Annotated in this window: 16 protein-coding genes and 1 riboswitch; of the genes, 11 read left to right on the forward strand and 5 right to left on the reverse strand. The window is 53.3% G+C overall.

Annotated features, from left to right (window positions below):
• Window positions 1–140: 140 nt before the first annotated feature.
• Entirely contained in the window at window positions 141–1,364 is a 1,224-nt protein-coding gene (locus MKY58_RS05415; protein ID WP_036715897.1) for an ISL3 family transposase, read from the reverse strand.
• A gap of 213 nt (window positions 1,365–1,577) precedes the next feature.
• Window positions 1,578–2,579: an NAD(P)/FAD-dependent oxidoreductase gene (locus MKY58_RS05420; protein ID WP_036710874.1), complete on the reverse strand. Its 1,002-nt coding sequence runs from the start codon at window positions 2,577–2,579 to the stop codon at window positions 1,578–1,580.
• 685 nt (window positions 2,580–3,264) lie between these two features.
• Here MKY58_RS05420 and MKY58_RS05425 point away from each other — a divergent pair.
• Both MKY58_RS05425 and MKY58_RS05430 read left to right on the forward strand, forming a co-directional pair.
• Complete coding sequence (locus tag MKY58_RS05425) at window positions 3,265–4,458, forward strand: NAD(P)/FAD-dependent oxidoreductase (protein ID WP_339323764.1); 1,194 nt, start codon at window positions 3,265–3,267, stop codon at window positions 4,456–4,458.
• A 2-nt stretch (window positions 4,459–4,460) separates the two neighbouring features.
• Window positions 4,461–4,712, forward strand: coding sequence for a hypothetical protein (locus MKY58_RS05430; protein ID WP_036710873.1), 252 nt, complete (start codon window positions 4,461–4,463; stop codon window positions 4,710–4,712).
• Window positions 4,713–4,774: 62 nt separating this feature from the next.
• Here the strand turns inward: MKY58_RS05430 and hemQ are convergent, their stop codons facing one another.
• Window positions 4,775–5,524 carry a hydrogen peroxide-dependent heme synthase gene (gene hemQ, locus MKY58_RS05435; protein ID WP_036710974.1) on the reverse strand — a complete coding sequence of 250 codons (750 nt, stop codon included), beginning with the start codon at window positions 5,522–5,524 and terminating at the stop codon, window positions 4,775–4,777.
• Between the two features lie 220 nt (window positions 5,525–5,744).
• Here hemQ and MKY58_RS05440 point away from each other — a divergent pair, with 220 nt between their 5' ends.
• The 4 genes from MKY58_RS05440 to dnaI all read left to right on the forward strand — a co-directional run bounded on the left by MKY58_RS05440 (window position 5,745) and on the right by dnaI (window position 10,398).
• The gene (locus MKY58_RS05440; RefSeq protein ID WP_036710872.1) at window positions 5,745–6,041 is read left to right on the forward strand and encodes a YuiB family protein; all 297 of its coding nucleotides are present in this window, start codon (window positions 5,745–5,747) and stop codon (window positions 6,039–6,041) included.
• A 133-nt stretch (window positions 6,042–6,174) separates the two neighbouring features.
• On the forward strand, window positions 6,175–7,809 hold the full coding sequence (locus MKY58_RS05445) for an alpha/beta fold hydrolase (protein ID WP_339323765.1): 1,635 nt from the start codon (window positions 6,175–6,177) through the stop codon (window positions 7,807–7,809).
• Between the two features lie 79 nt (window positions 7,810–7,888).
• The gene (locus tag MKY58_RS05450) at window positions 7,889–9,400 is read left to right on the forward strand and encodes a helicase DnaB (RefSeq protein ID WP_339323766.1); all 1,512 of its coding nucleotides are present in this window, start codon (window positions 7,889–7,891) and stop codon (window positions 9,398–9,400) included.
• 41 nt (window positions 9,401–9,441) lie between these two features.
• Window positions 9,442–10,398, forward strand: a complete 957-nt coding sequence (gene dnaI, locus MKY58_RS05455; RefSeq protein WP_339323767.1) for a primosomal protein DnaI — start codon at window positions 9,442–9,444, stop codon at window positions 10,396–10,398.
• A 98-nt stretch (window positions 10,399–10,496) separates the two neighbouring features.
• Here the strand turns inward: dnaI and MKY58_RS05460 are convergent, their stop codons facing one another.
• Complete coding sequence (locus MKY58_RS05460; RefSeq protein WP_156124594.1) at window positions 10,497–10,655, reverse strand: YqzM family protein; 159 nt, start codon at window positions 10,653–10,655, stop codon at window positions 10,497–10,499.
• A gap of 310 nt (window positions 10,656–10,965) precedes the next feature.
• Between MKY58_RS05460 and trxA the strand changes: the two genes are divergently transcribed.
• On the forward strand, window positions 10,966–11,283 hold the full coding sequence (gene trxA / locus MKY58_RS05465) for a thioredoxin (RefSeq protein WP_339323768.1): 318 nt from the start codon (window positions 10,966–10,968) through the stop codon (window positions 11,281–11,283).
• A 204-nt stretch (window positions 11,284–11,487) separates the two neighbouring features.
• The gene (gene uvrC / locus MKY58_RS05470; RefSeq protein WP_339323769.1) at window positions 11,488–13,377 is read left to right on the forward strand and encodes an excinuclease ABC subunit UvrC; all 1,890 of its coding nucleotides are present in this window, start codon (window positions 11,488–11,490) and stop codon (window positions 13,375–13,377) included.
• Here the strand turns inward: uvrC and MKY58_RS05475 are convergent.
• A complete protein-coding gene (locus tag MKY58_RS05475; RefSeq protein WP_339323770.1) occupies window positions 13,346–15,043 on the reverse strand; it encodes a type II CAAX endopeptidase family protein in 1,698 nt (565 codons plus the stop codon). The two genes, uvrC and MKY58_RS05475, sit on opposite strands and share 32 nt — an antisense overlap.
• A gap of 260 nt (window positions 15,044–15,303) precedes the next feature.
• Window positions 15,304–15,444, forward strand: a riboswitch (cyclic di-AMP (ydaO/yuaA leader).
• A gap of 62 nt (window positions 15,445–15,506) precedes the next feature.
• Between MKY58_RS05475 and MKY58_RS05480 the strand changes: the two genes are divergently transcribed.
• Genes MKY58_RS05480 through MKY58_RS05490 form a run of 3 tightly spaced genes read left to right on the forward strand, consistent with a single transcriptional unit; the run spans window position 15,507 to window position 18,844 of the window.
• Window positions 15,507–16,850: a TrkH family potassium uptake protein gene (locus tag MKY58_RS05480; protein ID WP_339323771.1), complete on the forward strand. Its 1,344-nt coding sequence runs from the start codon at window positions 15,507–15,509 to the stop codon at window positions 16,848–16,850.
• 46 nt (window positions 16,851–16,896) lie between these two features.
• Window positions 16,897–17,565 (forward strand): TrkA family potassium uptake protein, encoded by a 669-nt coding sequence (locus MKY58_RS05485; RefSeq protein ID WP_036710861.1) that lies wholly within the window; start codon window positions 16,897–16,899, stop codon window positions 17,563–17,565.
• 16 nt (window positions 17,566–17,581) lie between these two features.
• Window positions 17,582–18,844 carry a cation:proton antiporter gene (locus MKY58_RS05490; protein ID WP_339323772.1) on the forward strand — a complete coding sequence of 421 codons (1,263 nt, stop codon included), beginning with the start codon at window positions 17,582–17,584 and terminating at the stop codon, window positions 18,842–18,844.
• The last annotated feature ends 50 nt before the right edge of the window (window positions 18,845–18,894 follow it).

Below are 18,894 nucleotides of genomic sequence, written 5' to 3' on the forward strand. Positions count from 1 at the left end.
TCTACTGGGTGGGTAGAGGCGCAAATATTAGTTTTATAACCCTTCCGCCTCTAAGAGAATTTCAGAGATTGAAACAGCCCTCAAGAAGAGCACTTGACCGCTGTTTCAATCTCTGAAGCGTGGTGTTAAGGCGGTAAGGGTTATTGTGCTCGGCGTGCTCCGAGCGTTGGAAGTCGGAGCTTATTCGCGGTCATGTAGACCATGGCGATCAGATTTTCTACGTTGCGGTAACCTCTGGCTCGCCGTTTGGCTGCTTGCACCAGACCATTAATACCTTCGAGCAAACCGTTCGTCATCTTGCTGTGGAACCAGCGTAATATGCCTTCCTCATGTTGCTTGATCGTCTTGGCTAAGCTAATCATGGGTGAGAGCTTTGATCGAGTGGCCCAGCCAATCCATTCCCGCAAATACACATCCGCCAAAATATGCGGGGTAGTCCAGAGATCCTGTAAGGCCAGCTTAAGACGGTAAGCCCGCCCAGTCTGCAGGTTGCTGTCCTTTAGGCGCAGTAAGGTTTCTTTCTGCTCCGCTTTGAGGTTTGCTTCGTTCTTCAACCAGATGTATTTCGTTCGCTTCAGTTCTGGCGTTTGCTTCTGCTCTTGAATTCGAACCTCATCTAGGGCTTCGCCCACCAGCTTCATCACATGAAATTTGTCAAAGGTGATCTCGGCATCAGGAAAATATTCCTCAATGCCTCGGATAAAGGCGGGTGACATATCGCAGCATACTTCTTCAATCTGCTGCGCGGCAGCACCTTTTGTTGTCAGATACGACTTAAAGCGCTCCAACGTATCCATTCCTTTGCCTTCAGTTGCAAACAGCACGGTTTTGCGATCAACATCAACAAACAGGGTAATGTAGCGGTGCCCTCGCCTAGATGACGTCTCGTCAATCGCAATCCGTTTCACCTTGGATATATCAAGCTCTGCCATCGCTTTATCGACGTAGTGATGGAAGATGCGCCACATCCGTGTGTCATGTTCTCTCAGCTCACGGGCTGCCGCATTGACGGGCATTTCCGCCATCAATCGCATCGCCCATGCTTCAAAGAGCAAAGTGAAATGAGAAAGCGGTCTGGCCCACTTCACCGATACTTGCGTTATCTTGTTACACGCCTTGCATTTTACTCGTGGCATTCTGGCGTGCATATATGTTTTCCAATTCCAGAAGTCCAAGTGTCGCCAGGTCTTCTTCTCGGAGTCATATGCTTTACAAGCGATCCCGCATAAGGGACAAGCGAAGGTTGCTCCTCGTGCAAAGTCGATAAACAGGTGCCAAGCTTGATCCATATCGTCAAACTCAACATGCGTCAATTTCCATGGTTCTTCCAACTGTAACGCCACTTTGAACATCTCTGAAATCATATTGTCACTACTGCTTAATGTAGTCCACACTAGTCATCCCGCCCTATTAATCATCTTACAGAGCAGTATTGACTAAATTTCTATTAAGCAGACATTAGCCATGAACTATAGCGAGGAAGCAAAAAAATGAGGGTACCCTTACCGATTGGAAGTTGAAGCGTTCCAAACGTAAGGATACCCTTTTTTTGTATATCTATTTGGATAAAAAGGCTTCTACAGCTTCATGTTGCTGCTGTGTCCAGGGGACAGCTTGGCGTCCGGATCGATATAGACCTTGGCATTGTTGACGGCCGTCGGCGCCTCGCCGAAACCGACGGCGATCAGCTTAATTTTGCCCGGGTAGGTCGTAATGTCGCCGGCGGCGAAAATGCCCGGAATGTTCGTTTCCATTCTCGAATCGACGACGATCGAGTTGGATTCGATCTGAATGCCCCATTCGGCGATCGGGCCGAGCGTCGACACGAACCCGAAATTGACGATCACGTCATCCACTTCGATCTCTTGCGTTTCCTTGGTTTTGACGTGGGTCAGCGTGACCTTCGTAATGGCGTCTTCGCCGTGCAGCGCCGTGATTTCCGTCGGCGTCACGACGCGCACCTTGGATTTCATCAAATTTTCGACGCTGTGCTCATGGGCGCGGAATTTGTCGCGGCGATGCACAAGCGTCACTTCTTCGGCAATCGGCTCCAGCATGAGGGCCCAGTCAACGGCCGAGTCGCCGCCACCGGTCAGAAGCACTTTTTTGCCTTTGAATTGCTGCAGATCGTTCACGAAATAGTGGAGGTTCGCTTTTTCGAATTTCTCCGCGCCTTCGACTTCAAGCCGGCGCGGCTGGAATGCGCCGACGCCGGCCGTAATGATGACTGCCTTGGCGTGGTATTCCCCTTTATCCGTCGTCACGACGAAATGACGCTCGTCCCGTTTGACGAGGGAAGTGACCTTCTCCTCCAAGCGCACGTTCGTTTGGAACAACTCCATTTGCTTGGATAAATTGTCCACCAGTTCCTGTGCCGTTACCTTCGGAAATCCGGCCACGTCGTAGATGTATTTTTCCGGGTATAGCGCCGTCAGCTGCCCGCCAAGCTGCGGCATGCTTTCGATCAGCGTGACCGAAGCCTGACGCATCCCGCAATAAAAGGAAGCGAACATTCCCGTAGGACCTCCCCCAATAATGAGCAGGTCGGATATTTCAACACCATCGGTATGTGATGTCATGTTTTATATTGCACCTCCGCGTTGTTATCGAATGATATAATCTATGAATATCGAAAAGAAATCATCTTCAAAGAGATCAGCAACCCCAATCGCAACTCGAACTTGGACAAGCGGCCTGCCTGCTTCGAAGCGCTTCAATCGACGCTTTTCTTATTATAATATATCCCGGCCGCCGCTGGAAAGTGAATTCGTCTGCCTTGGCCATGGCGAACAGAGAATGGGAGGATTTACGGAGGCCGCTTGTTTCCGTCCGGAAAAAGCGGCTTCGGACGCGGATTTCAGGCCCAAATAAGACTTGATCTTTTGCCTGAAACTAGCTATCATTTCAATTGTGCATTACCATCTTTTTGTCGAATTTCGGACATTTTTTTCCTGCTTTTTCTGCTTTTCTAATTGACCGCTGATAAACGTTTCCCGCAGCCGTCAGAATCAAGCGGAATCCATATCCCATTCGATAACCGGGATCGCGATACATCACGACAATAAAAGTGTATAATTTCACAATAAGTTTTGTAATGTATCACAAATATAGATATAAGAATCAATTTCATAAACTTAACAACGGCTCTAATCCCGAACGATATATAGATCGAAGCAGTTGAACCGTCTATATATCGTTTCATTATTGCGCTTTTAACCATGTGGAATTGATTCATACAACAAAGGATTTGGAAGGAGCAAGATGATGAGCAACATTCCCAAGATCGTAATCCTCGGCGCGGGATACGCAGGTATTCTGACAGCACAGCGGCTCCAGAAAGAATTGAATTATAACGAAGCCGACGTCACGCTCGTGAACCGTCACGATTACCATTATATTACGACCCATTTGCATATGCCTGCTGCAGGCACGGACAGCGTTGAAAATACACGGGTTCCCATTTCGAAGCTGATCGACGAATTTAAGATCGACCTGGTCAAGTCTTCCGTGCAGGAAATCCGCCCGCATGAAAAAAAGGTCATTTTAGAGGACGGAACCCTTTCTTATGATTATTTGGTCATTTCCCTGGGCGGCGAATCCGAGACCTTCGGCATTCCGGGATTGGCCGATTATGCGATGACGATCCGCAGCATCAACTCGGTGCGCCTGATCCGCAAGCATATCGAATACCAGTTTGCGCTTTACAAAAACGAACGGCATCCGCAGCATCGCCTGAACTTCGTCATCGGCGGAGCGGGCTTCAGCGGGATCGAATTCGCGGCGGAGCTTGCGGACCGGATTCCGGCACTGTGCAAAGAATACGACGTCGATCCGGCGCAGGTGAACATCTATAATGTGGAAGCCTCGCCGACCGCGCTGCCCGGATTTGCCCCCGAGCTCGTCGAATACGCGATGGACGTGCTGAAGCGAAAAGGCGTGACGTTCAAACTGGGCGTTGCCATCCAGGAATGCACGCCTGACGGCGTTCTGCTGGCTACCGGCGAAGAAATCAAAGCCGCGACCGTCGTTTGGACCGGCGGCATCCGCGGCAACCATATGATCGAAGCAGCGGGATTCGAAACCGCCCGCGGCCGGGTGAAGGTCGACGAATATCTTCATGCCCCCGGCCATGACAACATCTATATTATCGGTGACAATGCCCTCGTCTTTAATCCGGAAGGGCGGCCTTATCCGCCGACGGCGCAAATCGCCATGCAGCAGGGCGTATGCTGCGCGCATAACATCGTCGCGGCCATCCGCAACCAGCAGCCGCGCAAATTCGTGTTCCAGAACAAGGGCACCGTCGCTTCCTTGGGCAAAGGCGAAGGCATCGCGGTCGTGGGCGACAAGCATTACAAAGGCTGGAAAGCCGCGCAGCTGAAAAAGCTCGTCGATTTGCGCTATTTGTTCATCATCGGGGGCATTCCGCTGGTGCTGAGGAAAGGAAGGTTTTTGTAAGGATGCGCCACTGCAGTGTTCAAGTCCGCTCGCTTTTGACGAGGGAGGAGCTGGACCGGTATAATGCGCTGATGGAAGTGGGAGGTTATTTGGAGGACCAAAACCGCTATGACCTGGCATACGCCGTGCAGAAGGAAATCGATATTTTGATTTTGCCTGCCATCGAAAGGCTGAAGGAAAAAAGCCGCGACCGCGACCGGGCTACCGCCGAATTTCTCGAATCCCTCAAAAACGCCGGGCAGGAATCCGAATGATGCTCTTTTTCATTATAAAAAAGCTTGCTTCCGAGTAAAGGAAGCAAGCTTTTTGCTGTTGTTTATACTTTGAGCATATCATCAAACGATTCGGGCGTGAGCAGCGGACCGACAAAAAAGCTGCCGAATTCGCCGAACCGCGCGCTGACTTCGTCAAAACGCATTTCATACACGAGCTTCTTGAATTGAAGCGCGTCGTCCGCGAACAGCGTAACGCCCCATTCCCAATCGTCGAAGCCGACCGAACCGGTAATGATTTGCTTCACTTTGCCGGCATAGGAGCGGCCGATGAGCCCGTGGCTGCGCATCATGTTCCGGCGTTCTTCCATGTCGAGCATGTACCAGTTGTCGCTAAGATCGCGTTTTTTGTTCATCGGGTAGAAGCAGATATATTTCGTTTTCGGAAGGATCGGCTTCAAACGCGCGACGACATGCGGATTTTCCATCGGATCGCCGCCGCCTTCCCCTGCCAGATAGTTGCTCAGCTCGACCACGCTTACGTAAGAGTAGGCTTTGGTGGTGAAGCGGGCGAAGAGCGTTTTATTGAATGCGGTTTCCACCGCGTTGAGTTCTTCCAGCGTTTCGCGCAGATGCATCAGGACAAAGTCCGCTTTTTGTCCCACGATGCCGTAAACGGCCGTGCTGCCTTGTTTCGCGGATTCGACCTCGGACCATTCCTTGAAAAATTCCTGGAGCTCGTCGAGCGCCATAGCGCGTTCTTCGTCGTCCGCGGACTTCCAGGCCGTCCAGTTGATGGAACGAAAATCGTGAAGAGCGTACCAGCCTTCTAAAGTGGATGCTGCTTCGTTCATTTTATCGATCACTCCCAAGTTTAGTTGCTTTAACACCTTCTTCTCATTGTATCCCAACCGCAACGGAAAGAGCAAATGAAGTCACAATCTATTCACGTATTGTTCGTTGCTTCGTGACAAATTTTCTAGTAAACTTACTATCATAAAATAAGAAGCGTTTTCGTTAGCGATATCCGCGCACCGCGAGCGGGTCATAGAGAAGAAGAGGTGACAGGTTAGCATGCAGTTTATCCCTGTATTGGTGCTGATGGTTTTGTTTTTTATGATGATGTTCGGGATCGGCTTCATCTTAAATATGCTTATGAAGACCACTTGGTTTCCATCCTATTTGTTTATTATCGTGATTTTGCCGATCGTCGTTTATTCGCTTTGGGACCGGGGGGACACTTCGTTTCTCCATTACCTGGGCTCCTTCCGTATCGTCGATTATTTGACGGGAGTGGCGGGGCTCGTAGGGGCGATCGTCAGCGGCGTATCGATCCAAAAGCTGCGCAAAAGCGGATTCAAAATGTTTTAAAGGCAAACGTAAGGCAGGACAGCTCTCCGGCAGGGGGGCTGTTTTGCTTCATTTAGAGCTGGCTTGCTCCGCATCCCTGATCAAAACTTGCTCGTCGTCAGCTCCATGCTTGAACCGGGAAGGGGAAGGGAAGTTGAAAGGAAAATCCTGTCTTGCGCTGCTTGCAGCGGTTGTCATGTTGTACGTTTGGATCCCGGAAAAGGGGGAGGCCGAACCGGATGCCGTACCGGTCCGTGACGCGGTCGAAGCCTTGGGAGGAAACGTGCTGTGGGTGAAGGAGGAAAAGGCGGCCAAAGTGTTGTTGGGAAACCGGAAATGGAGCATCAGGCCGGGCAGCGCCCGGTCCGAAATCGACGGCCTTCCGCTGGACCTTCCGAAGCCTGCTGTTCTGAACAGGGATGGCAGGCTGTATGTCCCCGTGTCCGCTTTTCATGAGGCGCTGGGCGTCCAAATGAATTTTCGCGACGGACGGTGGAGGGCGTCGGAAGCCGATCCGGCCGGCCTGGGGATGTACTGGATGCGGCTTTTGCAGCTGGGGGAATACGGCGAGGCGAGGGACATGATGAGCCCCGGTTTGGCGAAGCTGTTTCCGGCCGATGTCCTGGAGCGGTACAAAAAGCATCTGGAGGAAAGCTACGGCTCCTGGACGCTGATCCAAGCCGGCTCAACCGAAAACCGGGTGCACCGGAACGCGGTTTTGTCCTATCAAACGCCGCGCGGCCGAAGCTTCCGGATGGAACTGCGCTTCGGCCGGGACGGGAAGCTGGACGATCTGGCGCTGCTTCCGAACGTTTCCGACCGGTACCGTCCCCCCTCCTATGACGCTCCCGACCGATACCGAACCGAAAACGTGATCGTCGGGACCGCAACCCTCCCGCTTCCCGGAACGTTGACGCTGCCTGCCGGGGCCGGGGAGAAGGTGCCTGCCGTCGTCCTCGTCCACGGTTCGGGCCCGAACGACGCGGACGAATCGTCGGGAGGCGGCAAAATGTTCCGCGACATCGCCGTCGGGCTCGCCCGCGAGGGAATTGCGGTTCTGCGCTATGCCAAACGGACATATGAATATCCCAACCGTTCCTTGACGCCTCATTTTACCGTCCGGGAGGAAACGGTCGAAGACGCTCTGTCGGCGGTCGCTTTTCTGCGGCAGGACAAGCGGATCGATCCGGACCGGATATTCGTGCTGGGTCACAGCCAAGGCGGCATGCTCCTCCCTGCGATCATCGAAGAAGATCGGGGCGGCTCCATCGCCGGCGGGATGCTTTTGTCCGCTCCCTCGGGAGCGCTGGAGGATTTGATGCTTTCCCAATACGAAGGCATTTTGAAGCGGGCGGAAGAAGCGGGAGAAACCGGGGCGGAGCTGGAGCGCAAGCAAGCGAACCTGCATACGTGGCGGCGGGCGGTGGACATGCTGCACGACGACCGTTATTCCAAGGCGCGTTTGCCGGCCGATTTTCCGCTGCCTAACGCCTATTGGTGGTTCGATATACGGGAATACAGCGGCCCGATGATCGCCCGCGAACAGGACGTGCCCCTTTTCATTCTCCAGGGGGGCAATGACGTGCAGGTTCCCCCCTCCAGTTTGAAGGTATGGAAGCAGGCGCTGGGGACACGGACGAACGTCAGCTGCAAATTATATCCCGGGCTGAACCATATGTACGCTTTGTACGACCGGCCTTCGACGGGCGACGAATATCGATTCGCCTCGAACGTTCCCGAATTCGTCATCCGGGATTTGGCAGACTGGATTCATTTGGGGATAAAATAATCGTCGAAATATATCGGAGCGGGGATTCCTTTTATGATAGAATAGAGAAAGTCTACGTTACGATGGGAGGAGCCAAAATATGCACATGAAGAGCCTGCTGCATTTTACGGAAAATCACAGGTTTTGCGTTTATCGTGATTTTTGTTTAAGCAGTCTGGACAGCAGGATGCTCAGCTCGGTTTATCAGCCCATGGTCGGAGCCTTCGCCATCAGTTTGTACCATCTGCTGTTTCAGCAGATTCCTATAGAGAAATTGGGTTATTCTCCGCTTGAACAGCAGCGGCGCCTGTTTTTGACCCTGGGACTCGAGCCCAGCGAAAAAGGCCGCCGGTACCTGATCGAGCAGGCCTCGCTTCTGGAAGCGGTCGGGCTGCTTCAAACCTGCCGCATATATATGCCGGAGCAGGAGGATTACGTTTACGAATACGAGCTTCAGCAGCCATTGTCGCCGGCCGAATTTTTTAATACCCAGCACCTGACGCTGCTGCTTCGGGACAAAATCGGCAAGTTTGCGGTGCTGGCGCTCCGCGAGGAGCTTTGGGCGCGCGAACCGGAGGAACTGTCGGGACCGGGGGGAGGACATAAGGAAAACATCTCGCTCGCGTTTTACGACATTTTCGAGCTGAACACGCATGTCATCGATTACGAGCTGGAGCAGGCGCTTTCCGAGGTGTCTTCGGCAAGGCAGCCGGGGGTTAGGGTTCATGCGGACGAAAATGCGCTGAATTATGCCGACATCATTCTCCGTTTTCCGAAAGACTCGGTCAACCGGACCCATGTCGAAAAGCTCCGCTTCAACCATGAGCAGATGGGGGTCCTGAATTACGTCGTGCATAAATACGACCTGAGCGTGCAGGATTTATGCCGGCTGCTGGACGAAGACGGGGCGTTCGCTCCCGACGGCAGCGTCGCGCTTGAAGAGCTTGAGCGCAGGGCCAACCTGCAATTCCGTCAGGATAAACGGCGCCAGGAGCAGCGCGAGGTGTATGCCGGGAAGGTGGTAGCGCTCAGGCAGCCTGAGGATCCGGCGGAGCCGGCGCCGATGGAACATGCGGTCGAAATGGAATATTACGTGGACGTTCCGGTCCAGTTCCAATCCAAATGCGACATCCACCAATACAACATGATGCTGCGCAATGAACCTTACACGCGTCTGCTGAGGACATTTTTTCCGGGGGCGGTGCCGGACAACTTTTTCGATATTTTCGAAAAGATCGACCACAGCTACAAGCTTCCCGGGGAAGTCATCAACGTTCTGATCCATTATTTAATGTCCTTATTGACCTCGGGCGGCAACGAGCAGCGCATCAACCGCAATTTCGTCGAAGCGATCGCTTCCAACATGCTGCTGAAGCAGGTGAACACGTACGAAAAAGCCGTTCAATACATCCGCGACCAATCCAAGGTGAAAGGCAAGCAGGCGGCCGCTTCCGGGGGCGGAAGGACCCGTACATACGGCAGCAAGGCGGCCAGGTTAAAGCCTGATATCCCGATTGCGCAGGAGAGCGGGACCGCAAACGCCGTCAGCGAGGAAGAATTCGAAGAGATGCTGCGGATGGCCGCCGAAATGCAGGCGAGCAAAAACAAGTGACTGCATCGTGCATCACTTGACGGGAAGGAGGAGCATACAAGTTGGAATCGTTAGGCCAAGTGTTAAAACAAATGAACGGACCGTCGTTTTTGCAAAGATCGCAGGCGATTTTCGAGGACCTGCTTCGCGATCCGATCGTCAAGGAGCTGCGGGCCGAACATCCGGAGATGGACGAAGACCGGCTGCGCGCCAATTTGCCGCGACTTTACCAATACGTCAACGACCGGCGCAACTGCCAAAACTGTCCGGGGCTCGACAGATGCCCCAACGATTTCGAAGGCCACTACTCCAAGCTGGAGATGGCCGAGCAGAACGGGCGGCGGGAATTGGTCGAGCGCAAAGCCCCGTGCGCGCTGCACATCGCGAGACAAAACGAAGAGAGAATCAGGAAGCGGATCCGCAGCTTTTACGTCGATGAACGGGCGCTTGCGGAAGGGTACAACGAAGTGGAGATCATGGGGAAAGACCGGCTGCGCGCGCCGGCGGTCAGCCATGTTTTCCGCTATATCCGCGAAGTGAAGGAGCAGGGGCTCACGCCGAAAGGACTGTATTTGTTCGGCTCCTTCGGGACGGGAAAAACGTTCCTGATGAGCTATCTGCTCCATGAGCTGGCGATCGCGGGTTACACCGGCGTCATCGTCTACATGCCCGACTTCGTGGAAGACCTGAAATCGATGCTTCAGGACAGCCAAAAGCTGAAAGAAACGGTGGAGGTCATGAAAAACTGCGACCTGCTCATTTTCGACGACATCGGAGCGGAAAATTTGAGCCCGTGGGTACGCGATCATGTGCTGGGAGCGATCCTCAATTACCGGATGAACCGCAAGCCGACCTTTTATACGTCCAATTACGATCTGGCGGGCCTGGAAAAGCATCTCAGCTTTACAAGCAAGGACGGAGAGGAATTGTACAAAGGGCAGCGGCTGATGGACCGGATTTTGCCTTTTGTCGACGAGGTGCATCTGCATGGGGAAAACCAGCGCCGGGTTCGTTCCTAAAAGGGGCCGGACATGCCCAACGAATGGAAAAAAGCCTGACCTTCTGCCGGAAGCGGCGGAAAGGCCAGGCTTTTTGTCATCGCTCCGTAACGAGCATGTTAGCCGGAGATCACGAACTTGATGATGACCATGATCGCGAAAATCAGGGTCATGAACAAAGCCATGCCCCCGAAGCCGTTCATCAGATCCATCAAGTCATTGCGCGGCTCTTCGTTTACGTGTTCCCGCGGGTCGTTAGCGTGCACGTTTGCATCCATGAATACAATGCCTCCTCAGGATGGTTTCACTTTATGTAAATGAGCGCGGTCATTGACACGGAAACCCGAGTTAACCTTAGTATACCCAAAGTCCAAAGAATTTGTAAAGAATATATGGCGAATACTTTAGGGTACAATAAGCTGGTTCACGCCGGTCAGGACAGCCGAAGCAAGATCTGTAATTAAGGAATTTACATTTCGGAAAAAATTGTGGTATACTAAAACTGTCCGCTAAGACATTTCAGTTGAGGATTTTCACAAATCCTGAAGTTTCGATGAAATTCAGCTTTTTATAAGGAGGAGAAATATTATGGCTATTGTAAACGTAACTGACCAATCCTTTAATGCTGAAATTGAAGGCCAAGGTACAGTATTGGTTGATTTCTGGGCACCATGGTGCGGCCCTTGCAAAATGATCGCTCCGATTCTGGATGAGCTCGCAAGCGAAATGGGCGACTCCGTCAAAATCGCGAAGTTGAACGTGGATGAAAATCCGGAAACGGCTTCCCGTTTCGGCGTGATGAGCATCCCGACGCTGATCTTCTTCAAAGACGGCCAGCCGGTTGACAAAGTGGTTGGATTGAATTCCAAGGAAAACCTGAAAAACATCATCTCGAAACACCAGTAATTCAAGCCATATGCATGATCAGCCATAAGATGCGCCTCCGGAACTTCCGGGGGCGCTTTGCTGCGTTCACATAGCCGCCTTTTTTCAGGCATGTCGTACATTCTCCTATAAAAATGCGCTTTGGATTTTGGAGAATTCCCCATATAATAAAAGTTATATTTCCGATTCTTGATACATGTTATGGAGAGGGGGAGAGCGGAATATATGGACGAAAAAAAGACAGAAACGTTAGCCGAGCTGGAAAAAGCGCAGGAAAACATCCGCAACAAGCTGGCGCTGCTGCCGGATTTGCCCGGATGCTACCTCATGAAAAACGCGGCAGGCACCATTATCTACGTCGGCAAGGCCAAAGTGCTGAAAAACCGGGTCCGATCCTATTTTACCGGCAGCCATAACGGAAAAACCCAGCGGCTTGTAGCGGATATCCGCGATTTCGAATATATCGTCACCGGGAGCAATATCGAGGCGCTCATTTTGGAATGCAACCTGATCAAAATGCACCAGCCCAAATATAACGTGCTGCTGAAGGACGACAAAACGTTCCCTTACATCAAAATCACCTACGAGGCGCATCCCCGCCTGGAAGTCACGCGGCGCGTGCTGAAGGACAAGGCCAAATATTTCGGGCCATACCCGAACGCGTACGCCGCCCAGCAGACCAAAAAGCTGCTCGACCGGATGTATCCGCTCCGCAAATGCGGCGTCATGCCGAAGGAGGTTTGCCTGTATTACCATATGGGCCAATGCCTCGCGCCTTGCGAAAAAGAAGTCGACCCTGCGGAATACGAACGGATTACCCAGGAAATACAGTCGTTTCTGAGCGGCGGGCATGAGGAGATCAAAAAAGAGCTGCAGCGGAAGATGGAAGAGGCGGCCGAAGAATTGTATTTCGAACGGGCCAAGGAACTTCGCGACCAAATTATGAACATCGACGCCATCATGCAGAAACAAAAAATTACGACGTCCGACGCAAAAGACCGCGACGTGCTTGGTTTCGCCGTCGACAAAGGCTGGATGTGCGTGCAGATTTTGTACATGCGCCAAGGAAAGATGGTTCAGCGCCATGCTTCGGCGTTTCCGTTTTACGGCGAGGCGTACAGCGATTTTATGTCGTTCGTGACCCAATATTACAGCGACAACCCGGCCCTGCCGCAGGAAATACTGCTGCCCGATTCCGGGAAGGATGCCGAAGGCTCGGACAAGGCGGCGGAAACAGAAAACGGCGGCGACGTTCTGGATGCGCACAGCGCGGCTGCCTCCCTCCAGGAATGGCTGGGCGTCAAAGTGCTCGTGCCGCAGCGCGGCCAAAAACGGCAGATGGTCGGCATGGCCGTGGAAAACGCGAAGGTGTCCTTGGACGAAAAATTCCGGCTGATCGAGCGGGACGAGGAAAGAACGCTGAAAGCGGCAGCTAACTTGGGCCAATATATCGGCATCGAACATCTTCACCGTATCGAAGCTTTCGACAACTCGAATATCCAAGGGGCCAATCCCGTGTCCGCCATGGTCGTTTTCATCGACGGGAAGCCGGATAAAAAGGAGTACCGCAAATATAAGGTCCGCACCGTGCAAGGACCGGACGATTACGAAACGATGCGCGAGGTCATCCGCCGCCGGTATGAACGCGTGCTGAAGGAGAACCTGGAAATGCCCGATCTCATCGTCGTGGACGGAGGCAAGGGCCAAATTTCGGCCGCGGTCGACGTGCTTGAAAACGAGCTCGGATTGTTCATACCCGTATGCGGACTCGTCAAGGACGCCAAACATAGAACGGCGCAGCTTATGGTCGGCGACCCGCCGGAGCCGGTCGACCTGCCGCGCGACAGCCAGGAGTTTTATTTGCTGCAGCGGATTCAGGACGAGGTTCACCGTTTTGCCATCTCGTTCCACCGCGAACAGCGGGGCAAGTCGATGGTGGCGTCCAAGCTCGATTCGATCCCGGGCATCGGCGAGAAGCGGCGCAAGCTGCTGCTGAAGCATTTCGGATCGCTGAAAAAAATAAAAGAGGCCAGCATCGAAGATTTCCGGCCTCTTTCCATCGGAGACAAGCTCGCCAAACAAATTATTGCAGCCCTCCGGGATGAGGAGTCATGACATATGGCTCCTCTTTCTTTTTGTTGCGGTTGTACAGGTAAACGATATAAGCGACGACGGCAGGCATGACGATCGTGACGATGCCCGCGATGATGTCCGGCACGTCGCCCAGCGCGAACAGGCTGAAGCTCATCAGGACGCTGTCGAAGACGACGTGGCTGAACATGGCGGCGATATAGCCGTGCTTCAGGAAAATGAAGCTGAACAGCAGCCCGATGACCGTCAGTTCGATCGGACGCGTAATGACGGGGTAAATCGGATAAAGCGTGTGTCCGAGCGCCCAAATCAGCGTCGTGATCAGACAGGCGGCAAACGTGCTGCGCAGCAGCTTTTTCAGCATCGGAATGCCGAACAGGCGGTAGACCGCTTCCTCGGAAATGCCCGCCATCCACGCCATAATCGGCAGCAGCCAAGGATATAACATGTTGTACGGCGATTGCGTGGCATCGGTCGTCGACCAGCTGTGGATCGTTTTGTCGAGCACGATGTAAATGACGGACTGGACGCCCATCAGAATAAACGCCCATAGGTACCCGGTGTACATGCTGTGCAGCACGTAAGGCCCGTAGCCGGGTTCTTTGGCTTTGGCCCAGGCATTGATGCCGGCTTTGCGCCATAATCCGTCCCCGCCCACGAGCGAGAAGTACAAAAGGGCAGCCATCACCAGGTTAAAGAAGGTCTGGAAACCGAGCATGAAGACAAGGCCGAAATTCGAAACCCCCTCGCCTTGAAATACCGGCAGCATGTTGTACGTGCTGAACGTGGCGACCGCAAAATAAAACACGCTCAGGAAAATGCCCCTCTTGAACGACGTATGGGCCCGGGTCAACGCGCTGTATACGATGGCCAGTACGCCTAGCACGAACGTCAGCAGACCGTAGCCCAAGATGGTCAGCCATTTGGCTTTGGACGTTTCCTTTTCGACGTAGGCCGCATGCGCCTCCGGCACGCTAAAGGTCTGTTCGAAGGAATGAACTTTCCCTTCCTCGAACGTCAATTTGACTTGAAGGCTTGAACGGCCGATCGCCCGGTTCGGGTCGGTGTATACGAGTCCCGCCTCGTTCTCTTTGGTCGACAGCTCCAGCTTGCCCGGGTCGTGACCCATTTGCTGCAGCCAAGGTGCGGCAAGCTCTTCTTTTTTCTCCAGCGACAGGCCGCCTTCCACGATTTTCAGCTTGGTTTCGCGTTTGGTTTTATTCGGGTCCGCCATGGCCGCGGCATAATTCGAATAGCGGGGCGTAACGGAAAAAGCGACGACCTTGCCCGAATTCATATGTACGTCGATATTGGCGTAACCTTCGTTTTGGCGTTCGGCCAAACGGACGCGGAACACGTCGTAGGGATAACTTTTTTCAAACGTTTTGTTGTATTCGTTCAGCAGCTTTTCCCGCGACAAATAGCCGTATAGATCCGAGTTGGACTGGTACGTGATGACCGCGTCCTTGCTCGGGTCCGGCTCCAAATGCAGCGTGTTTTGCATGAAGGCCTCCGCGGCGCGTTGGGCCTCCGCCTTGCTGATGACCTTCGTGTTTTGCTGCTCCAGCGTTTCCGAGGCGGTGGAAGGGAGAATCTGGAACAAGACGAATAAAACGAGTCCGATGACCGCAAAAATGCCCAGCCATTTGTAATTGGCTTTGAGCCGCAGCGGTTGTCCGACGGGATTCATGAAATGCCCCCTTTGTTTGGATTGTAAAGATATATACCTAGTATAAACGTAAACATAGCATACGATGTCCCTCGAAAGCCAGTTTTCTCCCTCATTGGCCGTGAAAAAATGATGAAAATCGTGGAAAGTGATTGTAAACGCGAGAGAAAGGCAGACTTTTATGAGATTTGCGATGCAATCGGGCCGTATTCCCACGTATTCATTCGAATAATGGCTTTGTGATGTAAAACGAATAGGATTATAATCTTTGAAGCAAATGAATAATCCGTACGCCGAATTTCGATATGAAAACGGGGGAACCATTATTTTGGGGTGAATTTCGCTTTTATCCATAGCGAATAGGGCAACCTGTGCATGCCCGAATCCGTCAGCTAACCTCGTAGGCGTTATGCAGCAGGAACCAAACCGAAAGGCATTGGATTTCCGATGCTTTTTTTCTTTTGACTTTTTTAAAGAGGTGACTATGTTGACAGCGAAAATCAGGTGGTTTCGATTGGCTCCCCCGCAAATTCTTGTATTGGGGTTCGCCGGCATTATATTGATCGGAGCCATACTTCTCACCTTGCCGATTTCGAACACGACGGGCAAGCCGCTCCGGTTCATCGATGCTTTGTTTACGGCGACTTCGGCGACTTGCGTTACCGGTTTGGTTGTTAAGGATACGGGAACGTTTTTCAGCACCTTCGGACAAGTCGTTATTATGCTGCTGATTCAGGTCGGGGGGCTCGGTTTCATGACGATGGCCACCTTGTTTTCCCTCGTGCTGAAGCGGAAGATTTCGCTGCGCGACCGCCTGATCCTCCAGGAAGCGATGAACCAGAACACGATGGAGGGCATCGTGCGGCTGATCCGGAAGGTGCTTATCTTTTCGCTCGTGATCGAAGGCTGCGGAGCGGTTTTGTTCGCCATCCGCTGGTCCTTTGACATGCCGGTCGGCCGGGCGGTGTACTTCGGGATATTTCACGGGGTATCGATGTTCAACAACGCGGGCTTCGACCTTTTCGGCCATTTCAACAGCCTGACGGGGTATGTGTACGATCCGCTCGTCAATATCGTCGTCATGTTTTTGATCGTTTCGGGCGGGATCGGATTTATCGTCATGTCGGACCTGGTGGATTACCGGCACAAACGGAAGCTTTCGCTGCATACGAAAATCGTGCTGTCCATGACCGGGGCGCTGATTCTGATCGGGGCGATCGTCATTTTCGTTTTCGAATTCACGAACCCGAAAACGCTCGGTTCCTTGAATTGGGGCGGCAAAATTCTTGCGTCGTTTTTCCAATCGGTCTCGCCGCGGACCGCGGGGGCCAACACGCTGGATCTCGCAAGCATGCGGCAAGCGTCCCAGTTTTTCATGGTCATCCTGATGTTTATCGGCGCATCGCCGGGATCCACCGGAGGCGGGATCAAAACGACCACCTTCACCATTCTGGTCGGCGCGGTCATCGCCATGATCCGCGGACGCGACGATATCGTGCTTTACCGCTACCGCCTGGCGCAGGATCGCATCTTTAAGGCGCTGACGATCACCTTCCTCGCGTTGTTTCTGGTGGTCGGGGTGTCGATGGTGCTTTCGACGACGGAGGACAGCAACTTTTTGACCATTTTGTATGAAACGACTTCGGCTTTCGGGACGGTCGGGCTTTCGCTTGGACTTACGCAGCATTTGACGCTGGTCGGGAAAATATTGATCTGTCTCACGATGTTTGCGGGACGGCTTGGGCCGCTGACCCTGGCTTACGCACTTGGCCCGAAAAAAGGCAAAGAGCTGTACCGGCATCCGGAAGGCAAAATCATTATCGGCTAGTTTCAAAGAAAACAGAAATTGATTAAATAAGGAGTATCAGGAGAGAATGAAAACACAGCAGTTTGTCGTCATCGGTCTGGGACGTTTCGGCTCCAGCCTTGCACTCGAGCTCGTCGATTTGGGATACGAGGTGCTCGGGGTCGATAAAAACGAGGAAGTCGTCAGCGACATGAGCGAATATTTGACGCATGCCGTCGTGGCCGACGCCACGGACGAGGAAGTCCTCAAATCGCTCGGGATCCGCAATTTTGACTGCGGCATCGTCGCGATCGGAGACGATATCCAGATGAGCATCCTGGCCGCGATTTTGCTGAAGGATTTGGGCGTGCGCACGGTCGTGGCCAAGGCGATTTCGGTGCTTCACGGGCGCGCGCTGGAGAAGCTGGGCGTCGACCGGGTCATTTTTCCGGAAAAGGACATGGGGATCCGGGTTGCCCATCAGCTTGTGACGCCGAACCTGCTCGACTACATCGAGCTGTCCAAGGAATACAGCATCGTCGAAATGAAGGTGCCTGAAAAACTGGACTGCAAAACGTTAAACGAAATCAACACCCGCGCCAAATTCGGCTGCAGCATCGTAGCGATCCACCGCCAGGGAAAAGTGATCGTCGCTCCGACCGCAATGGATCAGCTCCGCGCCGGCGACATTATGGTGATCATCGGCGCGAACGACAACATCGACCGGTTCGAAAGCGAAGCCGTCAATGCAGACTAGATGGGAGTAAGTTAACGTGGAAACCCAGACGACCGAAATCATTCATCATATTTTAATCCTGCTGCTCTTTATCATTACCGTCGGGATGTTGGCCGGAAGGCTGGCATCCTGGCTTCGTTTGCCGGACGTTGCCGTGTTTATCATCGCCGGCATGGTGCTGGGGAGAGGTCTGCACCTGATCCATGCGGAAAGCAGCTCGCTGATCAATCAGTTTATTTTGACGGCCGGCTCGGCTTTGATCCTGTTCGATGGCGGCCGGAACCTGAGCTTTGGCGGACTGCGAAAGGTTTGGATCACCCTGTCGCTATTGAGCGTCCCCGGCGTAATTATTACGACAGGCATCGTGGGCGCCGCGGTGCATTTTTTGTTTGGGCTCGATTGGATCGTTTCGTTTCTCGCGGCCGCCGTCATTGCCTCGACCGACCCGGCTTCGATCATTCCCGTCTTTAAACAGGTGAAAATCAAGGAACGGGTCAGGGAAACGGTCGAAAGCGAATCGGCGTTCAACGACGCGACCGGTTCGATCCTGACGTTTTCGCTGCTTGCGGCGGTTACGGGAGGAAAGGCGCTGCAAGCCGGGGACATGGCTTGGGAATTCGTCAAAACGGCCGTCGGCGGGATTGCCGTCGGGGCGGTCGTTTCGGTCGTTCTCACCTATTTGGTCGCCCATTTCCGCCTCGGCGTGTTAAAGGACTATACGACCATCGCGATGCTCGTCGTTGCACTTTCTTCCTATTTAATAGGGGACATGCTGCACGTCAGCGGATTTATGGCGACGTTTGTCGCCGGGCTGGTCTGGGGAAATGCGGACACGATGGGTTTGTCGATGGACGACAAGCTGGAGGAAACCGGGGCTTTTGCCGACAATACGAGCATCATGATGCGGATGCTGATTTTCATTATGCTCGGCAGCCAGGTGGATTTTCAGGCGCTCGGCGATTATTTCTGGCCTAGCTTTGCGGCGGTCCTGGTGCTCATGTTCGTGGCCCGACCGCTTACCATCCTGCTCTGCGCGCTGCCTGACCGGAAGGTCAAATGGACTTGGCGCGAGCTTCTGTTCATGATGTGGGTACGCGAGACGGGGGTCATTCCCGCGGCTTTGTCCGGCATGATCGCGGGAATGGGCGTGGCGCATGCCGGGGCGATTTCGGCGATGACGTTCATGGCGATCATGCTCACGATTTTGCTTCAGGCAAGCACGACCGGCCTTGTCGCCCGCAAATTGGGGCTCGAAATCAAATCTGACGGCCAACCCGCATCCGCCGGCTCAAAAGCATAGAACGAGAGGTTCGCCGCTCAAAAAAAGCTGCTTCCGGCCGTAACGAAACG

It is taken from the genome of Paenibacillus sp. FSL W8-0194 (genome assembly GCF_037969745.1).
Lineage (GTDB): Bacteria > Bacillota > Bacilli > Paenibacillales > Paenibacillaceae > Paenibacillus_AQ > Paenibacillus_AQ cookii.